The following is a 17,661-nucleotide window of genomic DNA, read 5'->3' as shown; positions in this document are numbered from 1 at the left end:
CCTAGTGCGTTGCCTTTGTAGGCAAGTACGAATAGGCTGTAGGAAAATTCATCCTATGATTGGACGAAAGTGAAAAACCCATGACAGACATTGCCCCGTTGATCAAACGCTCCCTGGTCGATCAAGCGTTGGAGCAACTGCGCTGGCGCATTACCGAAGGCAAATGGGCCATCGGTGAGCGCCTGCCCACCGAGCCGGAGCTGTCCGCCGAACTGGGCATCAGCCGCAATACCGTGCGTGAGGCCATGCGCGTGTTGGCGTTCTCGGGTTTGATCGAAATTCGCCAGGGCGACGGCAGTTATCTGCGCTCCATGACTGACCCGCTGGGCACGATGCGTGCGCTGTCCCATTGCACGCTGGCGCAGGCGCAGGAGACGCGGCAGATTCTCGAAGTGGAGGCCATCGGCCTGGCGGCATTGCGCCGTACCGAGGACGATCTCAACGGGCTGCGTGAAGCCCTCGAGCGCAGCGGTGAGCTGTACCACGGTGATCTGGAGGCTTACATCAGCGCCGACCTGGTGTTCCACAAGCGCCTGGTGGACGCCGCGCACAACCCGGCGTTGAGCGAGCTGTACCAGTATTTCTCCAGCATCGTCGGCGCCCAGTTGCGCCAGACCCTGAATATTTCACCCCGTCGCCAGGCGGTATTCGACCTGCATATCACTTTGCTCGACGCGGTAGAAAACCAAGACCCCGAACGCGCCATATCCCTCTGCCGGCAGTTGATCAATGAACCTTGAAACCAAACGCACGACTGAACTCGAAGAACTGTTGATCGACGCCGAAGCCGACGACGAAACCGTCCAGCAAGCCCATCCGCTGGTGGCCCGCCCGTGGCTCTTGCTGCTGGGCCTGGTGCTGGTGGCGTTGAACCTGCGGCCGGCACTGTCGAGCATGTCGCCACTGCTGGCTGAAGTGTCCGGCAGCCTGGGGTTATCTGCGGCCAAGGCCGGGTTGCTGACCACCTTGCCGGTGTTGTGCCTGGGTCTGTTCGCGCCGACTGCGCCGATCCTGGCCCGGCGTTTTGGTGCTGAGCGCGTGGTGCTGGGGATTCTGCTGACCCTGGCCGGCGGCATCATCCTGCGCAGTGCGTTCGGTGAAGTGGGGTTATTCGCGGGCAGCCTGATCGCTGGCGCCAGCATCGGCATCATCGGTGTATTGCTGCCGGGCATCGTCAAGCGTGATTTCGCCAGGCAGGCGGGCGCCATGACTGGCGTCTACACCATGGCGCTGTGTCTGGGCGCCGCGTTGGCTGCCGGAGCCACGGTGCCTCTGAGCCAGTATTTCGCAGACAGCTGGGCCATCGGCCTGGGGTTCTGGGTTATCCCGGCGTTGCTGGCGGCTCTGTTCTGGTTGCCACAAGTGGGGCAAAAGCACGGCGCCCATCAGGTGGCTTACCGGGTCAAAGGCTTGCTGCGCGACCCGCTGGCCTGGCAGGTCACCTTGTACATGGGCCTGCAGTCGTCCCTGGCCTACATTGTGTTTGGCTGGTTGCCATCGATCCTCATCGGGCGGGGCTTGAGTGCCACAGAAGCCGGGTTGGCGCTCTCGGGCTCGATCATCGTGCAACTGCTCAGCTCCCTGGCCGCACCGTGGTTGGCTACCCGGGGCAAGGACCAGCGCCTGGCGATTGTGGTGGTGATGCTGTTGACCCTCGGCGGCCTGTTCGGTTGCCTGTATGCGCCGCTGGACGGTTTGTGGGGCTGGGCGATTCTGCTGGGCCTGGGGCAGGGCGGCACCTTCAGCCTGGCGCTGACCTTGATCGTGCTGCGCTCGCGCGATTCCCATGTGGCCGCCAACCTGTCGAGCATGGCCCAGGGCATTGGTTACACCCTGGCGTCGATGGGGCCGTTTGCGGTCGGCCTGGTGCATGACTGGACCGGCGGCTGGTCGGCCATCGGCTGGATCTTCGGCGTGATCGGCCTGGGCGCGATTGTCGCGGGTCTTGGCGCCGGGCGTGCGCGCTACGTTCAAGTGACCAGCGAGAAACTCTAGAGGTACACCACCTCCAGGGTGGCCGAGCCATCGAGTGGGGTTTCCACACTCAAGTCGAGGTTCTGCCGGGCGTTGATCACGGTTTGCACCGTCACGGCGCCCACCAGGGTGCCGATGGCCGTGGGCCCGCTGACGCTGCCCTCGACCTCGGTAAAACCCAGGTAGCTTCGCGAACCGATGTCGATAGGGTTGAGGTTGGACGTGCGCCACGCCAGGCCGCCGGTGGTGGACTCGGTGCCGAAGATCTGCGCGGTGTTGCTGGCTTGGGTCTGGCGCGGGTCGAAGGTCATGGAGTAAACCCCCAAGCGGTTGCCGCTGATATCAAACCCCAGCCCGTAGTAAATCTCACTGTTGACCATGGCCGAGCCGTCGCGGTTGTCGCGCATGCGCAGGGCATAGCGGGTAGGGCCGTTGCAGGCGATGCCGATGCGCAGGGTCTGCACGGGCAGGCGCGTGGCGGTCGCCAGGTTCAAGTCTTGCTGGGCGATCTTGCCGTAGTCGATCAAGGCGCCGCCGGGGAATTGCGGCAAACAGGCGGCGGGCGTGATCAGGCCTTTGACGCTCAAGTCCACTGCCGAGGCAGCCAGTACCGAGGGGGCGCAGGCCAGTAACAGCAAGCTGTAAAGGACGTGGGTTTTCATGGGGCGGACTCCTTGCAGTGACGGGTTAGGGGTAGATGATTTCAAGGGTTCCGGAACCGTTGATATGCACCACATCGCGCAGATCCAGGCTTTGCATGGGCGCCAGGTAAGTCTTGATGCGCAGGGTGCCGGTCAGGGTCTGGATGGCGACCGGGCCGGAGGTGACACCGGTCTTGTCGGTAAACCCGAGGATGCTGTTGGCGGCCATCGGGATCTGGCGTGCGGTGGAGCTGCTCCACGCCACGCCATTGCTGGTGGAGTCGGTGCGGTACAGCGTGGGGAAGGTATCGGCGCTGAACTCCGCCGGGTCGATGGTCAGGTAAAAACGCCCGATCTTGTTGCGGCTGGCGTCCAGGTCCAGGCCGTAAGCGGTTTCATCGGTGCCGCCGGTGGCCGAACCGTCGCGGTTGTCTTTCATGCGCAGGGCGAAGGGGATCGGCGCGTCGCAGGTCACGCTCAGGCGCAGGGTGCGGGTGGGCAGCGGCGATTCGTTGGTGGCACTCAAATCCTTGGCGTACAAGGTGCCGTAGTCCACCACGCCGTGGTCCGACAGCGAGGGCAGGCAGGCGATTGGCGCAAAGTGCGCGCGCAGCGTCAGTTCCCGGTAACGCCCGTGCTTTGCACCGTACAACGTTCCGGTGGTTTCCCAGGTGGTGGCATCGCGCACTTGTGTGGCGGCGATGTCGGCCCAGGCGCGCAACGTCAGTTGCAGCGACAGGGTTTTACCCGTAGCCACCGTACCCTGTTCGACCGGTGCTATGCCGTGGCCGGGGCGCCATTCCAGCACGCTGCCATTGGCAACGGGCGCCTGGCCTGCGGCGGGCAGCAAACCCAGTTCTACGCTGCGGCCATCGAGCACCGCGTTGCCGACTTCGATGGCATAGCTGCCGTGCTCAGTAAATTGCAGACGCTGCGGGTTGGCGGCCAGGGCGCGGTAGAACAGGCTGAGGTCTTCGGCTTGCGGGCAGTTGAAGATCACGCTCAGGCGCCGCTCGCCCAGCAGACGTTGCGGCGCACTGTCGGCTTGCGCCAGGCGGCTCATCAGGCCGAAATCCACCAGCGGTTCGCTGACATTGAGTTGGCATTCTTCCAAGGCCTGGGCAGTGCCGGCGACGCCGATCAGCAGCCACAGGCACAGTTGACGCATATAAGGTGTGACGGGCATGGCGATCATCCTCAAGGCATGTTGCAACGTGCGGGAGCCGTTTCGAAGTACACCGACGGATCAGCCTTTGCCGGCAGTTCGTAGCGCAACTCGCAACGGCTACCCTGCGATGTGGTTATCCACAACGTCGGCTGTTCCAGCACATTGGGCAGGAACACCTGGCTGCCGTCCTGCACCAAGGTGACGAACTCACCATTGGCAGTGCTGACGGAGGCGCCTGCAGGCAGCGGCGCGCCCTGGTCGTTGCTGACGGTAAGCAGCATTCGGCGGGTGAGACCGACGCCGAACTCAACCCGGTCCACGGCGCCGCGCCCGGCCGCGATCATCGCCAGGCCGTTGTTGATATCGGCGTTGCGCGGCAGCGAACGGGTCTGCACTTCCACCGGGCTGCGGCCATAAGCGGCGACTTGCGGCACCACGGCCTGGCCTTGCCAGTCGGTCCATACCGGGCCGCTGGGCGTGCTGAGCTTGATGCCGCTCATGTCGCCGACCGACACCAGGGCGAAGGTGTCGCGCACCGGATAAGGTGAAAAAGTCACACCGTCGCCGTGCAACACCACACCGCCGCGAGCGCCGCCTTGGTAGCTGGATCGCTCGGCATCAGAGCGGCTGTAGCTGAAATCGAGCTGGCTGTAGCGCGGCAGGGCCGACACGCCCACGGTGGTTTCCACTTGATGGTCGCTGCTGTCGTGTTCGGCGCTGACGCGGTAGCTGAGTTGGTCGTCGATTTGCTCGGTAACGCCCAGGCCGGTGCGGTTTTCACCGCCTGAGTTACGGACCCAACTGCGTAGTCGGCGACTCTCGCCCAGCGGCACGCTGACGTTGAAATACACCGCGTTGTCCTGTTGCTGGCGGCCGCCCATTTGCCACTCGGCACTGGCCGACAACGACACTGCGCCGATGCTCGTGCCCCAGGACGCCAGCGCACGGCTGCTGCTGTCGCCGGCGAAGTTGGCCGAGCGTGAAACCCCGGCGCTGAATGCGCCCAGCAGCGGGTGCGACCAGCCGAGGTTGAGGCTTTGCTGGTCGCGATAACGTGAGTTACGACGGTCGTAGCTGCGCTCATTGCCGTCGTCGCGCTCGTAGGTGCTTTCTTCGAGTTCGCGATAGCCGATGCTGCGCCAGGAATTGGCAGCGCTGACCGACCACTGCTCACCCAGGCGCTGGGACCAGGACAGGTCAGTCTGCACCCCCGAGACCTTTTCCCAGGACTGGGTGTTGGACAGTTGGGTAGACAGCTGGATCTGGCTGTCCAGCCACGGTAACCAGCCCAGGCTGGCGCCCATCGAGCGATATTCGCTGGCCGCCAGCACGCCTGTACCGAGGGTCAATTGCGGGTGCAGGGCGCCGGTCCAGCCGGCGCTGACAACCCACGGATCATCGCCTTTGGCATCGCCCACATTGCGCACCCGGCCGGCGGCTACGGAGTAACCCGGTGCGGGTAGCCCAAGGCCGAGCATGGCCGCGGGCACCGTGAAGCGCCGTTCACCACCGACACTTTCCTTGACCGTCACTTCGACGTCCGAGCGGGTGTTCAAACGGCGTACATCGTTCAGGGTAAAGGGCCCGGCGGGCACCACGGTGGAGTGAATCAGCGCGCCGTTCTGGCGTACTTCCACTTGTGCCGGGCTGTTGGCGATGCCTTGGATCTGCGCGCCCTGGCCCTGTTCTTGAAGTGCATGTTCGGTGAGCACCTGCACGCCAGTAATTTGCGCGCCGGACAGCACCGGGTTGTACAGATTGATCTGCCCGGCCTGCAGTACTGCCTGGTGGCTGGCAAAGGTGCGCTGTGCGTAGGCTTCCAGGTGAGTGCTGCGCGACAGGCCATCCTGCCAGGTCTGTACCTGGCGACTGCGCACGATCCAGTCACCGGCGTTGAAGCCAACCTCGGTATTGGCTGAGCCAAAGCGGCTGGCGTCATCGCCGAAGCGATTGTAAAAACCGCTGAGGTCATAGTTGACCAGCCCGGCAAAACCGCCGGTTTCGTACCCCGAGATATCCTGCTGCACAGGGCGCAGGGCTTCGGTGGGCACCACCAGCGACACCGTCAGTGTGGCCGGGTCCGGCTCCACCAGGGTTTGTGGATACTGCGCGAGAAAATCCTGACAGCCCGGCGTGTCGCTGGGCGTCACCAGGTCAGCGGCGTCCAGCAAGGCGCGGTCCAGGCACAGGTTGCCCTGTTGATCGAAAGTCAGATCCTGTCGGCCACGTCGCTGGCCGTTGACCCGCAGGTTGACGGTGTGCCGCCCGGCAGCGAAGCGCGGCGCCGCCAGCAACAGGCTGGCCAGCTGTGGGTCAATGCCGCGTTGATGCAGGGTCTGGGCATCGAAGCTCGAAGGGCTCGAATCGTCGGCCCAGGATTTGGCGGGCAACAACGCACACAGCAATACCACCAGTGGCAGGGTCTGGCTGGTGTGGCTTTCGGACACGGCTTCGCCGTCACGGTAACTCAATACTGTTTTCACGCAAGGTACTCGAATAGTGAACGCACAGGCCCGGTGCTCCCAGGCGTTCTGGTGACGGTCAATGAGCCGTCACTTCGTTATCAGGCGCACGACACCTGTAGTTCAGTCAGAGGGTGAGCGGTGCGTCGTAGGCCTTGACCGCAAACCCGTACACCGTGGCCGGCTGCAACCTGACCTTGGTGGCCTGGCTGCTGTTGGTCGGCACACTCAAGGCTTCGCCCGGCAGCACATAGGTGCGCGGCAGCATCGCCCTGCCGTCGCCGGGCAACAGCAACAGCTCCTGGGCCAGGCGCACCACATACGGCGTGTCGTTACGCACCTGTAACTGGCCGTCGCGCAAGGTCCAGGTCAGGTCAGTCCAGGGTGTGCGGTTGCGCGCAAGGCCTTTGGGATGAATGATCACCGGCAGGTTCTGGCGCACGGTTACGCCCACGCGGGCGTGCCCGGCGGCAGTGGCGGCACGGCCTTGGGGCATGCCTTCAAACACCGCGCGTTTAAGCCGCTGGGTGAGTAGCGGCTTCTGGTTTTGCAGGATGAAACGCACCAGCTGGGATTTGGACGCTTCGACCCGCGACAGCGGTGGCGTCACCACCAGCAGCGGCTCGGTGTCTTCAGGAATATCCTGCAAGGTGACATGCAGCAGCGCGAGCTGGCTGTCCGTGTTGGTCACCGACACCGCCGCTTCGCCTTCGGCTTCATGCACGATCACCACGGAGGTGTCCGGGACCATGCCATCGGCTTTTACCTGGTTGCCGAGCATCAGCAGCAGGGCAATCAGGCCGACAGCGGTGTTTGAGAATATCGTCGTCATGACGGGGTTTCCATTAGGCCAAAAAAGTGTCGGTCACAGGTAGCGCAAGTCCAGGACGATGGAGCCGTCGAGGGGCACTTCCTGGTCCAGGGTCAGGTATTGCGAGAAGTTGATGGCGGTGTCCACATGAAGCTCGGCGGTCAGTTGGCTGATGAAGTCGGGTTGACGGTCACCTGCCGGGGCAAAGGCCATGTAGAAGCGAGGGTAGGCATCCGCCTGCTGTGTCCAGGTTTCGCCGCTGTCGGCAGAGGCCAATACCTGCATGGGCTGTGCGTCGCCCATCGCGTTGCGATAGGACAAGGCCACGTAGCCCAGGCGTTCGCCGGGGACATGGATATTCCGGCCCAACCCGTAGAAAAACTTGGGTTCCAATGACGACTCCGCGCGATTGTCGACCCCCACCAATGCAAACAACATTGGCCTGGCGCAGAGCACGTTCAGCGCAAGCACTCGACTGGGCAGCAGCGTGAACTCGTTGGGCTTGAGGATGTGGGACGGGATCTTGCCGTGGTCGATGCTGCCTTCATCCGTCAACTCGATATGGCAGGCATCCGGGGTTACCCGGCCGGTCACCGTGAGGTCGACAGTCGAAGCCGCGCGGGCATCGGCCAGGCAAAGTACTGCAGCAAAGCAACAGGCGAACCTGTTCAGTACCGGCACAGGTAGGCGCAGCCCATGCCCGGCTGTGTTCAAGGGATGGGCGGCCATGGCTTAGAGGTACTTCACTTCAAGGGTGGCGGAGCCGTCGATGGTCACCTCATTGCTGAGGTCCAGGCCGTCGGTGGGGTTGATGATGGTGAGCACTTCCAGGTCTACGCTCAGGTCCTTGACCGACAGCGGTTGGGTGTCGTCGTCCATCGAGGCCGCCGCCATGTACATGCTCGGCTCCCAGAATTTTTCGGCGTACCAGGTATTGCCCTGGTCCACCGATGCGATGGGTTGAACGGTCACGCCGTCGGCAACCATGCCGCGCCAACTGAGGGTGAAGTGGCCGAGCTTCTGGGTCTCGTTGATAAAGCCCAGGCCGAAGTCCGTGGCGATACCTGAGGCGGCGCGGTTATCGATAGGGTGCAGAGCAAACTGAATCGGCGCGTCACAGTTGACGTTCATCGACAGGGTATGCTGGCCAATCGCCGTGTGCCTGTCCGGGCTCAAGTCCTTGGCAGATATCTTGCCGTGGTCGATCACGCCACCAGCGGACAGGCTGGGCGTGCAGGCACTGGGAACGATAAGGCCTTTGACTGTCAGGTCTACACTGGAGGCGGCGAAGGCAGTGGCCGAGCCGAGCAGCAGTACGCTGGCGGCCAGGGTGGTCAATTGAGTTTTCATTGGGGCTCCTTAAAGGTAATTGACTTGCACGGTGGCGTGACCGTCGATAGGCACATCGTCGGTCAGCGTCAGGCCGCTGGCGGGCGCAATGTGGGTGATCAGGCGTATTTCGGCGTCCAGTTCCCGGATCGCAATCGGCACCACGCCGTCGTTGTCGGCGACGGCTGTCAACACGGTATGACTGAGCATCACGGACGGCATCCAGGTCACGCCGCCATCCCTTGAGGTGATGGTGCGCACCGCTACGCCATCGGCCACCGGCATGTACAGACCAAGCCCGGCATCGCCGAGTTTTTCGTTGTCGGGCGTCGTGCCCAGGCCGTGCCAGCTGAAGTGGTTGGCGGTGGTGCCGGCGCGGTTATCGATGGTGTTCAGGGTGAAAAATGTCGGCCCTTCGCAGCGCACACTCAACAGCATGGTTTCTCTGGGCAGGTCGGTGTAAGTGTCGGCATTGAGGTCCTTGACCGATACCTTGCCGAAGTCGACATTGCCGCCGCCGGAGACCACGGGCGCACAGGCGCTGGGCGTGATGATGCCCTTGACGGTGAGGTCCTGGCTGCTGGCGGCCAGTGCGAGAGACGAGGTGCCCAACAACAGGGCGGCCAGGGGCGCCGCTCTTAAGTAAGTCATCGTTTGAACCTTCCTTAGTACGGGGATGGGGTTACAGGTACAGCACTTCCAACGTGGCGGAGCCGTCGATCGGTTGTTCCTGGGTCAAGGTCAGTCCACTGGAAGCAGCGATACTGGGGTGAACCTCCAGGTTGCTCGTCAGTGCCTTGATCGCGATGGGTGCCCAGGTGCCACTTGCGTTGTTGCCGAAGGCGGCGAGCCTGCCGCGCATCCAGATGGCATTCTCACTGTTCTCGCCCCAGGTGGCGCCGTTGTCGCTGGAAGCCAGCTTGCTGACCGGCAGGTTGTCGGCGAGGTAGCTGGTGAGAATGATCACGAAGTCGCCGACCCGCTCGGTTTCGTTGATAAGCCCCAGGCCATACGAATAATCGTTGGGGCTGCTGGCCGAACCGGCGCGGTTATCCACGCCGTTGAGTGCAAACAGCGTGGCGGCCTCGCAGTTCAGGCTGAATGGCAGGGTGGTGGCCGGCAACGGGGTAGCCTGGTTTTCCTGCAGGTCCTTGGCGGCGATCTTTCCGTAGTCGGCAACGCCGCCTTGGGCCAGTGTCGGGGTGCAGGCGCTGGGGGTGATCAGACCTTTAACGGTAAGGTCCACGCTGCTGGCGGCGAATGCTGGTCCGGCGCAGATCAGCACCAGTGTTGCGGCGAGTGTGGTTAGGCGGCTGGCCATGGGTCACATCCTGTGAGTTAGAGGGGGTTACAGGTATTTCACTTCAATCGTGGCGGAGCCGTAGATGGGGACCTCACTGGTCAGGTCCATCCCGGCAGTTGGAGCGATAACGGTTTGCACCCTGAGATCGGCCGTCACCAGCCGGACTTGGGTGGGCGCCCAACTGCCGGTAGAGCGATCGCCAAACGAAGCGAGGTAGGCGGCTGGCCAAGTGTCACCTGGAATATTTTCCTGCCAGGTGAGGCCGTTGTCGGAGGACTCAATCACGGAGATCGCCGCGTCGTCGGCTATAGGATTGCCGAAGGTCAGGGAGTACCCGCCCAGTTTTTGGCCGCTGACCAAGCCCAGGCCATACCTAGTCATCGGGTCATGGGAGTCGCCTACATTATCGATGCCCTTGAGGGCCAACAGAGTTGGCGCCTCGCAGGCTATCGCCAGTTGCAGCGTGTGATTGCCGATGACCGTCCAATTGTCCGGCTTCAAATCCTTGGACGCGATTTTGCCGTGGTCGATGACCCCGCCGCTTGAAAGGCTGGGGGCACAAGCGCTGGGTGTGATCAGGCCCGTGACGGTCAGGTCGACGCTGCTGGCGGCGAACACGGTTGAACTCATGGCGAGCAACAGAGCGCTGCTCAACAGGGACAGGCGGGTTTTCATTTGGAAAGTGTCCATTTACAGGTACTTCACTTCAAAGGTCGCGGAGCCGTCGATTACCACTTCGCTGGTCAATGTCAGGTTTTTTGCAGGTGCAATCGAGGTGTGCAGCGTCATGTCCATACTCGCGTCCTTGATTGGATGCGGTGCCCAACCGTTATCCCCACGGCTGCCCAGCGCCACCAGATCGTTGGGGGCTATGCCGTCATCTGTAAGGAGGTCTATCCATTGGCCCTCGGAGTTGTACATCGCGATCAGGGTGGAGGGCGTTTCGGCGGCGGGGTTGCTGAACGTCAGCTGATATACGCCGAGCTTCTGGTTCTCGTTGATCAAGCCCAGGCCAAATGAGGCGCCGTAAGCGGCGGAACCGGCTCGATTGTCGAGGGGGTGGATTGCAAACAGCGTCGCTGCGTCGCAATTGACGCTCAGTTGCAGGCTCTTTTTCTCAAGCGGCGTATAGCTGTCCTGATTCAGATCTTTTGCCGCGATTTTTCCAAAATCGACATTACCCGGCAGGCTGGGGGTGCAGGCGCTGGGCGTGATCAAGCCTTTGACGGTCAAGTCGACGCTGCTGGCGGCAAATACCGACGAGTTCATGGCGAGCAGCAGGGCACTGCTCAGTAGAGATACAGAGGTCTTCATTTCAATTGTTCCATTACAAGCTGGCAGATTGAGGCGCGGCAGAGCAACGCCCGACCTTGCGTGGCGGGTGATTGCTAAGCGGCGTTCTCGATGGTTATTGGCGCTTGCCGGGGAGTGGCAAGCCGACCCTCTTTGGGGTGAACACAATTTAGCGAGGGGGGCAAGCAGGGGAAATACAACTAATACGACATTGGCAGGGCGGTGTGAAGGCCATGATTCAGGGGGGATTTTCGTAGTTGTTGTATGGGCTTTAATTAACTCGAAAGGTTATTTGTTTTTGGCCGATAGCATTCAAAAGAATGCGTCGACCATTGCTGCATGATAAGCCTCAAGGGCTATTGCATCAGTGCTGCGGATGGCTGCCGGATCAATAGTTGCGATAGAGGTACTGATGGGTTCGCTGGTAGGTTCAACCGCAGGAGCGAGCCGCAAACTGAAGCCGCCAAGCCTTCCCCCGTTTCATTGGCGGCAATTGAGTGTGCTGGTTGTGGATGACCATTCTGCCTACCGCCTGTTGTTGGGTGGTCTGTTGCAGAAACTGGGGTTGGGGCACGAGTTGGCCGCCGACGGGTATCTCGGATTGGTAGCCTTTGTCAGCCGGCCCTTCGACATGGTTATCAGCGATTGCCAGATGCCCTTTATGGATGGTTACAGCATGGCCCGCGCCATTCGCCAGCATGAGCGCGACAACGGGCTGAGGCGAGTGCCGATCATTGCCCTTACCGCCAACCTGCAAAACGACAGCCCACAGCGTTGCCGCGATGCCGGCATGGATGCCTGGCTGCTCAAACCTTTGACCCTTGAACAATTGCACGCTGTGTTGGTGCGCTGGTTGCCAGGCGTGGATGACCTGTACGTCGACCAGGCGGCCGTTGTCCCGCTCGCTGGCTGGCCAACGCGTGCCACGCTGATCGAGACGTTTGGCAGCGAGCCTGTCGTCGATCAATTGTTGGAAACCCTGCTGTTCGAGGCGTGGGAAGACCATCGTGTATTACGCCATGCCTGTGCGACGTTGAACGCATCACTGACAGCGGAGCGCCTCCACCGCTTGGTGGGCAGCCTGGTGTTTTTGGGCGGCACCGGCCTTGAACCCATTGCGGTGAGGCTGATCGAACAGGTTCAGTCCCAGGGCGTGGCGGCGCACAAGGTGCAATTGGAATTGCTCCTGGCTCGGCTGTATGTCTATCTCGAGTACCTGTCCGATGTCTGAGGAGCAGTGTTTTCATGGAGCGTTTGCAATCCTCCGATCTTGTTTTTGCTGTAGGTATTTTCCTATTGTTTTGTAGGCAAAAAAATGTGAACTAGTGAACATTGGGGTCGGCTGCAAGGGGCTGTTTGTTAGCGGTTGTTGATGAGCGCCGGCGGAGGTATTTTGCGCGGATTCAAGTTGCCATCATTCGTGGGAATTTATGCTTCGAGTAATTATTGCTGACGATCATCCTATTGTTCGTATCGGGCAAAAAGTTGTGATTGAGGCGCATGGCAGGTGCAAAGTGGTCGCGGAGGCGGATGGCCCCGATCAGTTACTCAGCTTATTGAGTACGACGCCGTGCGACTTACTCATCACCGACTTCGCCATGCCGGGTGGCCAGCAGGCCGATGGCTACGGTTTGTTGAGCCTGTTGAACCGCCAGTATCCGCAGTTGCCGGTGATTCTGGTGACCATGTTCGCCAGCGTCGCCACCTTGCGCGCTTCCTTCGCCCATGGTGCCAAGGCAGTGGTGGCTAAAAGTGCGTCGGCCAAGGAGTTGCCCCTGGCGATCAAGGCCGTGTGCGCCGGCCAGACGTTCGCCAGTGAATCCCTGCGGGTGCAAATGGTCGAGGCGGGCACGGGCGATCAGTCCCAGGAACCGCAATTGTCCGGCAAGGAGCGTGAGGTGGTGCGCATGTTGGCCAGTGGCATGACCGTCAGCCAGATTGCGGCGCAGGTCAACCGCAGTATTTCCACGATCAGCAAACAGAAAAGCACGGCGATGCAACGGCTGAGTATTTCCACCGATGTTGACCTGTTCGCCTATGCTCGCAGTGTCGGGATGGTGCCGTAGGCTCATCATTTGCGTGGCGAATGTCAGTAGCCAGCGCAGTGTGGGCAGCTTATCGTGCGCCTACTCTTTCGACGTCTGCGGAGCCTGCCCATGAGTGATGCCCATAACGCCCTGATCACTGAGTTCTACAGCGCCTTTCAGCGTCTGGACGCCGAAGCCATGGCCGCCTGCTACACCGACGACGTGGTGTTCAGCGACCCGGCCTTTGGCGAGTTGCGCGGGCGTGACGCCGGGGACATGTGGCGCATGCTCACCACGCGGGCCAAGGATTTCTCCCTGACCTTTGACCATGTGCGCAGTGATGACCGCACCGGCAGCGCGCACTGGGTGGCGACCTACCTGTTCAGCGCCACCGGCAACACGGTGGTCAACGACATCGGTGCGCGGTTTGTGTTTCGCGATGGCAAGATCTGCGAGCACCACGATCACTTTGACCTGTGGCGTTGGTCGCGTCAGGCCCTGGGCTTGAAGGGATTGCTGCTGGGTTGGTCGCCGGCGCTGAAAAACGCCGTGCGCGCTCAGGCACTCAAAGGCTTGAAGGCATTTCAGGCCGGTCGTTGATAAGCTGGGCGCTCTTCTGGTTTGCCGGCATTACCCGTGACTGATCTTCCTCAACCCAAACCCTGGTTTGTGTACCTGGTGCGTGCCGCCAATGGCTCGCTGTATTGCGGCATCAGCAATGACCCGGTGCGCCGTTTTGCCTCGCACCAGAGCGGCAAGGGCGCGCGGTTCTTTCTGTCCAGCCCGGCCGTGGCGCTGGTGTACACCGAACAATGCGCCTCCAAGGGCGAGGCACTGCGCCAGGAGCGGCTGATCAAGAAATTGAAGAAAAGCGCCAAGGAATGCCTGGTGGCGAGCGCCACATTGATTTGATTGATAGCTTCCCATCGTCCCCACGCAGGGCTTTGCAGGCTAAGCTAGCCGTTCATCTATCGAGCGGAGACCGGCATGTCTGAGTTGATCCTGCACCACTACCCAACCTCACCCTTTGCAGAAAAAGCTCGGCTGCTGCTGGGTTTCAAAGGGTTGTCCTGGCACTCCGTACACATTTCACCGGTCATGCCTAAACCCGACTTGACGGCCTTGACCGGCGGCTACCGGAAAACCCCGGTGCTGCAAGTTGGCGCGGATATCTATTGCGACACTGCCCTGATCGCCCGTCGCCTTGAGCAGGAAACGTCCACGCCGGCGCTGTTCCCACTGGGCCAGGAAATGATCACGCAGACGTTCGCCACCTGGGCCGACAGCGTTGTGTTCGCCCATGCCGTCAGCCTGGTATTCCAGCCGGAGTCAGTGGCGGTGCGCTTTGGCAAATTGCCACCGGACGCGATCAAGGCATTTATCGCTGACCGTGCCGCGCTGTTCAGTGGCGGCACGGCCAGCAAACTCCCGGCCGAACTGGCCAAGCACCAATGGCCGGCGATCATGGCGCGTCTGGAGTACCAGCTGCAGCACGCGCCGGGAGACTTTCTGTTTGGTGAGCCGTCGATTGCCGACTTTGCCTTGGCCCACCCGATGTGGTTCCTCAAAGCCACTCCTGTGACCGCTCCATTGGTGGATGCTTATCCGGCCGTCTTGGCTTGGCTTGCGCGCGTTTTGGGTTTTGGTCACGGCAGTGCGAGTCAAATGACGGCGGAGCAGGCATTGGCGATCGCCCGTAATGCCACGCCTGCGGCATTGCCGGATGACGAGTTCGAGGACTTGAATGGTTTCAAGGCAGGTCAGTCGGTAACGATTGCGGCCATTGATTACGGGGTTGACCCTGTCGCCGGTGAGCTGCTGTTTGCCGGGCGTGAAGAGCTGATCCTGCGCCGTACCGACGAACGCGCCGGCACCGTGCATGTGCACTTCCCGCGCATGGGGTTTCGCATTCAGGCGCAATAAATAAAAATATTTGCAAACAAAGGTGAGGTAAATCGCCCGCCCATCCGTGTAGTGCTTGAAACTGCGATCTATTCGCATTAACAGCGTTTTCTACACGGGTTCTCACAGCATGAAGTCGACGGCGGGCGGTTGGGTAAAACAGTGGCTGGGAGCCTCGGTCTTGGCGGTGTCAGGGCTGGCGCTACTGCCCTTGGCGATTGCGCAGGCGCAGGAGCAACAAAGCGCCCAGTTCAATTTTGCCCTGGCGGCCAAACCGCTGCCCCAGGCGCTGAGCGATTTCAGCCGGGTCACCGGCATCAGTGTGATCTACACCGATGAGGCGCCCTATGGCCTCAGTGCCCCGGCAGTCAGCGGGCAGATGAGTGCAACCCAGGCCCTGCAACGCCTGCTCGGCAACTCAGGTTTTACCTTCCGCCAGATCGACGCACGCACCCTGGCCCTGGAGCCTGTGCCCACCGACGGCGCAGTCAACCTGGGCGCCACCACTATCAGCGGCGCAAGCCAAGCCCAGGACACCACCAGCTACCAACCACCGCCCACCAGTTCGGTGATGCGCTCCCATGGTTTGTTGCTGGAAACCCCGCAGACCGTCAACGTCGTGCCCGCCCAACTGCTGCGTGACCAACAGCCGCGCAACCTGGACGATGCCCTGGGCAATATCAGCGGCATCACCCAGGCCAATACCCTCGGCAGCACCCAGGACGCGGTGATGCTGCGCGGTTTTGGTGACAACCGAAACGGCTCGATCATGCGAGACGGCATGCCGATGGTGCAGGGCCGTGCACTGAATTCCACCGCCGAGCGCGTCGAAGTGCTCAAAGGCCCGTCGTCGCTGCTGTACGGCATTCAAGACCCGGGTGGCGTGGTCAATATCGTCAGCAAAAAGCCCGAGCTGGTGCAGTCCACTTCCCTGACTGCACGCGGCTCGACCTTCGGTGACGGCAAGAATGGCAGCGGCGGCAACCTCGACACCACCGGCCCGATTGGCGACAGCGGCCTGGCCTATCGGCTGATCGTCGACCATGAAGACGAAGATTACTGGCGCAATTACGGCACCCACCGCGAGACGTTGGTGGCGCCGTCCCTGGCCTGGTACGGCGACACCACCAAAGTGGTGTTCGCCTATGAACACCGCGAATTTCTTTCGCCGTTCGACCGTGGCACCGCCATCGACCCCAAGACCAACCACCCGTTGAACATCCCCGCGACCCGTCGCCTGGATGAGCCGTTCAACAATATGCAAGGCCGCTCCGACCTGTATCGCCTGGAAGTCGACCACGACTTGAACGACGACTGGAAGGCGCACTTCGGTTACAGCTGGAACCGCGAGACCTACGACGCCAGCCAAGTGCGCGTGGTCAAGGTCAACACCAACGGCACCCTGACCCGCAGCATGGACGGCACCCAGGGCGCGCTGACCACTGACCGCTTTGCCACCACCAGCCTGGAAGGCAAGGTTAATGTCGGCGGCATGCAGCACGACCTGGTGTTCGGGCTTGATGACGAGTACCGCAAGATCTACCGTGCCGACCTGATTCGCCAGGCGCCGCGTGGTGTCTTCAACTACAACGATCCGGTGTACGGCAACGAAGTCGCGGGCACCAAAGTCAGCGCGCCGGACAGTAACCAGACCGACCTGCTGCGCAGCGATTCGCTGTTCTTCCAAGACGCCATCCACCTCAATGACCAGTGGATTCTGGTCGGCGGTGCGCGCTACCAGATGTACGACCAATACGCCGGCAAAGGCGTGCCGTTTACCGCCAACACCGATGGCAATGGCCAGAAGTGGGTGCCGCGTGCCGGCCTGGTGTATCGCTACACCGATCAACTGTCGTTCTACGGCAGCTACACCGAGTCGTTCAAACCCAACTCCACCATCGCGCCGTTGGCCAACAAAAGCGTGCTGGACGGCAGCCTGGAACCGGAGCAGTCCAAGGCCTGGGAGCTGGGTACCAAACTCGACATACCGGGGCGCATCACCGCGAGCGCGGCGCTGTTCAATATCGAAAAACGCAACGTACTGGTGCAGGTCGGCGACGGTTTGGCGGCGGTCTACAGCGTGGCGGGCAAGGTGCGTTCCCGTGGCCTGGAGCTGGACGCCAGCGGCCAGCTCACCGACAACTGGAGCCTGATCGGCAGCTACGCCTACACCGATGCCGAGGTGACTGAAGACCCGACGCTCAAAGGCAATCGCCTGCAAAACGTGGCAAAAAACACCGCTTCGTTGTCGGCCGTGTATGACTTCGGCAGCATTCTCGGCGGTGACCAACTGCGTGTGGGCGCCGGCGCACGTTACGTGGGCGAGCGGGCCGGGGACGCGGCCAACAGCTTCGAGCTGCCGAGCTACACCGTGGCCGATGCGTTTGCCAGCTACGACACCAAAATCGACGGGCAGAAGGTCAAGTTCCAGCTCAACGTGAAGAACCTGTTCGATCGCACCTACTACACCTCGTCGGTGAATACGCAGTTTGTGTCCATCGGCGATGCGCGGCAGGTGTCGGTCTCCAGCACCCTGCAGTTCTAAGTCAAGCGACCTCCTGTGGCGAGGGAGCTTGCTCCCTCACTACAACCGGCCCGATCCTACAGCATCGGCGATGCGCGGCAGGTGTCGGTCTCCAGCACCCTACAGTTCTAAGGCAGGCGATATCCTGTGGCGAGGGAGCTTGTTGTGGCGAGCGGGCTTGCCCCGCGTTGGGCTGCGTAGCGGCCCCAAAACCTGGCACTGCGGTT

Annotated in this window: 18 protein-coding genes; 8 read left to right on the top strand and 10 right to left on the bottom strand. The window is 61.7% G+C overall.

The features are described 5' to 3' along the window. Positions 1 to 80 precede the first annotated feature (80 nt). Together K0H48_RS05390 and K0H48_RS05385 are read left to right on the top strand one after the other, a co-directional pair. Positions 81 to 740, top strand: coding sequence for a FadR/GntR family transcriptional regulator (locus tag K0H48_RS05390; RefSeq protein ID WP_219266721.1), 660 nt, complete (start codon positions 81 to 83; stop codon positions 738 to 740). Further along, the gene (locus tag K0H48_RS05385; protein WP_219266720.1) at positions 730 to 1,995 is read left to right on the top strand and encodes a CynX/NimT family MFS transporter; all 1,266 of its coding nucleotides are present in this window, start codon (positions 730 to 732) and stop codon (positions 1,993 to 1,995) included. Before K0H48_RS05390 ends, K0H48_RS05385 begins: the two co-directional genes overlap by 11 nt. Here K0H48_RS05385 and K0H48_RS05380 read toward each other — a convergent pair. The 10 genes from K0H48_RS05380 to K0H48_RS05335 form a co-directional block, all read right to left on the bottom strand. Then, positions 1,992 to 2,636 (bottom strand): DUF1120 domain-containing protein, encoded by a 645-nt coding sequence (locus tag K0H48_RS05380; RefSeq protein ID WP_138816743.1) that lies wholly within the window; start codon positions 2,634 to 2,636, stop codon positions 1,992 to 1,994. The genes K0H48_RS05385 and K0H48_RS05380 overlap by 4 nt on opposite strands. Before the next feature lie 25 nt (positions 2,637 to 2,661). Continuing rightward, complete coding sequence (locus tag K0H48_RS05375) at positions 2,662 to 3,801, bottom strand: DUF1120 domain-containing protein (protein ID WP_257626850.1); 1,140 nt, start codon at positions 3,799 to 3,801, stop codon at positions 2,662 to 2,664. 11 nt (positions 3,802 to 3,812) lie between these two features. Beyond that, positions 3,813 to 6,254: a fimbria/pilus outer membrane usher protein gene (locus tag K0H48_RS05370; protein ID WP_219266916.1), complete on the bottom strand. Its 2,442-nt coding sequence runs from the start codon at positions 6,252 to 6,254 to the stop codon at positions 3,813 to 3,815. A gap of 118 nt (positions 6,255 to 6,372) precedes the next feature. After that, positions 6,373 to 7,077, bottom strand: coding sequence for a fimbria/pilus chaperone family protein (locus K0H48_RS05365; protein ID WP_219266719.1), 705 nt, complete (start codon positions 7,075 to 7,077; stop codon positions 6,373 to 6,375). Between the two features lie 33 nt (positions 7,078 to 7,110). Next, positions 7,111 to 7,785 carry a DUF1120 domain-containing protein gene (locus tag K0H48_RS05360; RefSeq protein WP_219266718.1) on the bottom strand — a complete coding sequence of 225 codons (675 nt, stop codon included), beginning with the start codon at positions 7,783 to 7,785 and terminating at the stop codon, positions 7,111 to 7,113. A 3-nt stretch (positions 7,786 to 7,788) separates the two neighbouring features. Beyond that, positions 7,789 to 8,406 (bottom strand): DUF1120 domain-containing protein, encoded by a 618-nt coding sequence (locus tag K0H48_RS05355; RefSeq protein ID WP_219266717.1) that lies wholly within the window; start codon positions 8,404 to 8,406, stop codon positions 7,789 to 7,791. Between the two features lie 9 nt (positions 8,407 to 8,415). Next, the gene (locus K0H48_RS05350; RefSeq protein ID WP_219266716.1) at positions 8,416 to 9,036 is read right to left on the bottom strand and encodes a DUF1120 domain-containing protein; all 621 of its coding nucleotides are present in this window, start codon (positions 9,034 to 9,036) and stop codon (positions 8,416 to 8,418) included. 31 nt (positions 9,037 to 9,067) lie between these two features. Continuing rightward, entirely contained in the window at positions 9,068 to 9,706 is a 639-nt protein-coding gene (locus K0H48_RS05345) for a DUF1120 domain-containing protein (RefSeq protein WP_219266715.1), read from the bottom strand. Between the two features lie 27 nt (positions 9,707 to 9,733). Beyond that, positions 9,734 to 10,363 (bottom strand): DUF1120 domain-containing protein, encoded by a 630-nt coding sequence (locus K0H48_RS05340; RefSeq protein WP_219266714.1) that lies wholly within the window; start codon positions 10,361 to 10,363, stop codon positions 9,734 to 9,736. Between the two features lie 15 nt (positions 10,364 to 10,378). Next, positions 10,379 to 11,002, bottom strand: a complete 624-nt coding sequence (locus K0H48_RS05335) for a DUF1120 domain-containing protein (protein ID WP_219266713.1) — start codon at positions 11,000 to 11,002, stop codon at positions 10,379 to 10,381. A 391-nt stretch (positions 11,003 to 11,393) separates the two neighbouring features. On the opposite strand from K0H48_RS05335, the gene K0H48_RS05330 reads away from it, so the two are divergent. The 6 genes from K0H48_RS05330 (at position 11,394) to K0H48_RS05305 (ending at position 17,455) form a co-directional block, all read left to right on the top strand. Further along, positions 11,394 to 12,212 (top strand): response regulator, encoded by an 819-nt coding sequence (locus tag K0H48_RS05330; protein WP_219266915.1) that lies wholly within the window; start codon positions 11,394 to 11,396, stop codon positions 12,210 to 12,212. A 199-nt stretch (positions 12,213 to 12,411) separates the two neighbouring features. After that, complete coding sequence (locus K0H48_RS05325) at positions 12,412 to 13,047, top strand: response regulator transcription factor (protein WP_219266712.1); 636 nt, start codon at positions 12,412 to 12,414, stop codon at positions 13,045 to 13,047. Between the two features lie 90 nt (positions 13,048 to 13,137). After that, on the top strand, positions 13,138 to 13,608 hold the full coding sequence (locus tag K0H48_RS05320) for a nuclear transport factor 2 family protein (protein ID WP_138816733.1): 471 nt from the start codon (positions 13,138 to 13,140) through the stop codon (positions 13,606 to 13,608). A 36-nt stretch (positions 13,609 to 13,644) separates the two neighbouring features. Further along, positions 13,645 to 13,920, top strand: coding sequence for a GIY-YIG nuclease family protein (locus K0H48_RS05315; protein WP_219266711.1), 276 nt, complete (start codon positions 13,645 to 13,647; stop codon positions 13,918 to 13,920). A gap of 75 nt (positions 13,921 to 13,995) precedes the next feature. After that, the gene (locus tag K0H48_RS05310) at positions 13,996 to 14,931 is read left to right on the top strand and encodes a glutathione S-transferase family protein (protein WP_219266710.1); all 936 of its coding nucleotides are present in this window, start codon (positions 13,996 to 13,998) and stop codon (positions 14,929 to 14,931) included. 109 nt (positions 14,932 to 15,040) lie between these two features. Continuing rightward, on the top strand, positions 15,041 to 17,455 hold the full coding sequence (locus tag K0H48_RS05305; protein ID WP_219266709.1) for a TonB-dependent receptor: 2,415 nt from the start codon (positions 15,041 to 15,043) through the stop codon (positions 17,453 to 17,455). Positions 17,456 to 17,661 lie beyond the last annotated feature (206 nt).

The organism is Pseudomonas sp. Xaverov 259, assembly GCF_019352915.1.
In the GTDB taxonomy this organism is placed as follows: Bacteria; Pseudomonadota; Gammaproteobacteria; order Pseudomonadales; family Pseudomonadaceae; genus Aquipseudomonas.
The sequence above is the reverse complement of the archived record's forward strand: the minus strand, read 5'-3'. Positions and strand labels throughout refer to the sequence as shown.

Excerpts from the sequence above, each read along its gene's own strand:
- K0H48_RS05390 (WP_219266721.1), top strand. The coding sequence starts at position 81 with ATGACAGACATTGCCCCGTTGATCAAACGCTCCCTGGTCGATCAAGCG.
- K0H48_RS05385 (WP_219266720.1), top strand. The coding sequence starts at position 730 with ATGAACCTTGAAACCAAACGCACGACTGAACTCGAAGAACTGTTGATC.
- K0H48_RS05380 (WP_138816743.1), bottom strand. The coding sequence starts at position 2,636 with ATGAAAACCCACGTCCTTTACAGCTTGCTGTTACTGGCCTGCGCCCCC.
- K0H48_RS05375 (WP_257626850.1), bottom strand. The coding sequence starts at position 3,801 with ATGCCCGTCACACCTTATATGCGTCAACTGTGCCTGTGGCTGCTGATC.
- K0H48_RS05365 (WP_219266719.1), bottom strand. The coding sequence starts at position 7,077 with ATGACGACGATATTCTCAAACACCGCTGTCGGCCTGATTGCCCTGCTG.
- K0H48_RS05360 (WP_219266718.1), bottom strand. The coding sequence starts at position 7,785 with ATGGCCGCCCATCCCTTGAACACAGCCGGGCATGGGCTGCGCCTACCT.
- K0H48_RS05355 (WP_219266717.1), bottom strand. The coding sequence starts at position 8,406 with ATGAAAACTCAATTGACCACCCTGGCCGCCAGCGTACTGCTGCTCGGC.
- K0H48_RS05350 (WP_219266716.1), bottom strand. The coding sequence starts at position 9,036 with ATGACTTACTTAAGAGCGGCGCCCCTGGCCGCCCTGTTGTTGGGCACC.
- K0H48_RS05345 (WP_219266715.1), bottom strand. The coding sequence starts at position 9,706 with ATGGCCAGCCGCCTAACCACACTCGCCGCAACACTGGTGCTGATCTGC.
- K0H48_RS05340 (WP_219266714.1), bottom strand. The coding sequence starts at position 10,363 with ATGAAAACCCGCCTGTCCCTGTTGAGCAGCGCTCTGTTGCTCGCCATG.
- K0H48_RS05335 (WP_219266713.1), bottom strand. The coding sequence starts at position 11,002 with ATGAAGACCTCTGTATCTCTACTGAGCAGTGCCCTGCTGCTCGCCATG.
- K0H48_RS05330 (WP_219266915.1), top strand. The coding sequence starts at position 11,394 with ATGGGTTCGCTGGTAGGTTCAACCGCAGGAGCGAGCCGCAAACTGAAG.
- K0H48_RS05325 (WP_219266712.1), top strand. The coding sequence starts at position 12,412 with ATGCTTCGAGTAATTATTGCTGACGATCATCCTATTGTTCGTATCGGG.
- K0H48_RS05320 (WP_138816733.1), top strand. The coding sequence starts at position 13,138 with ATGAGTGATGCCCATAACGCCCTGATCACTGAGTTCTACAGCGCCTTT.
- K0H48_RS05310 (WP_219266710.1), top strand. The coding sequence starts at position 13,996 with ATGTCTGAGTTGATCCTGCACCACTACCCAACCTCACCCTTTGCAGAA.
- K0H48_RS05305 (WP_219266709.1), top strand. The coding sequence starts at position 15,041 with ATGAAGTCGACGGCGGGCGGTTGGGTAAAACAGTGGCTGGGAGCCTCG.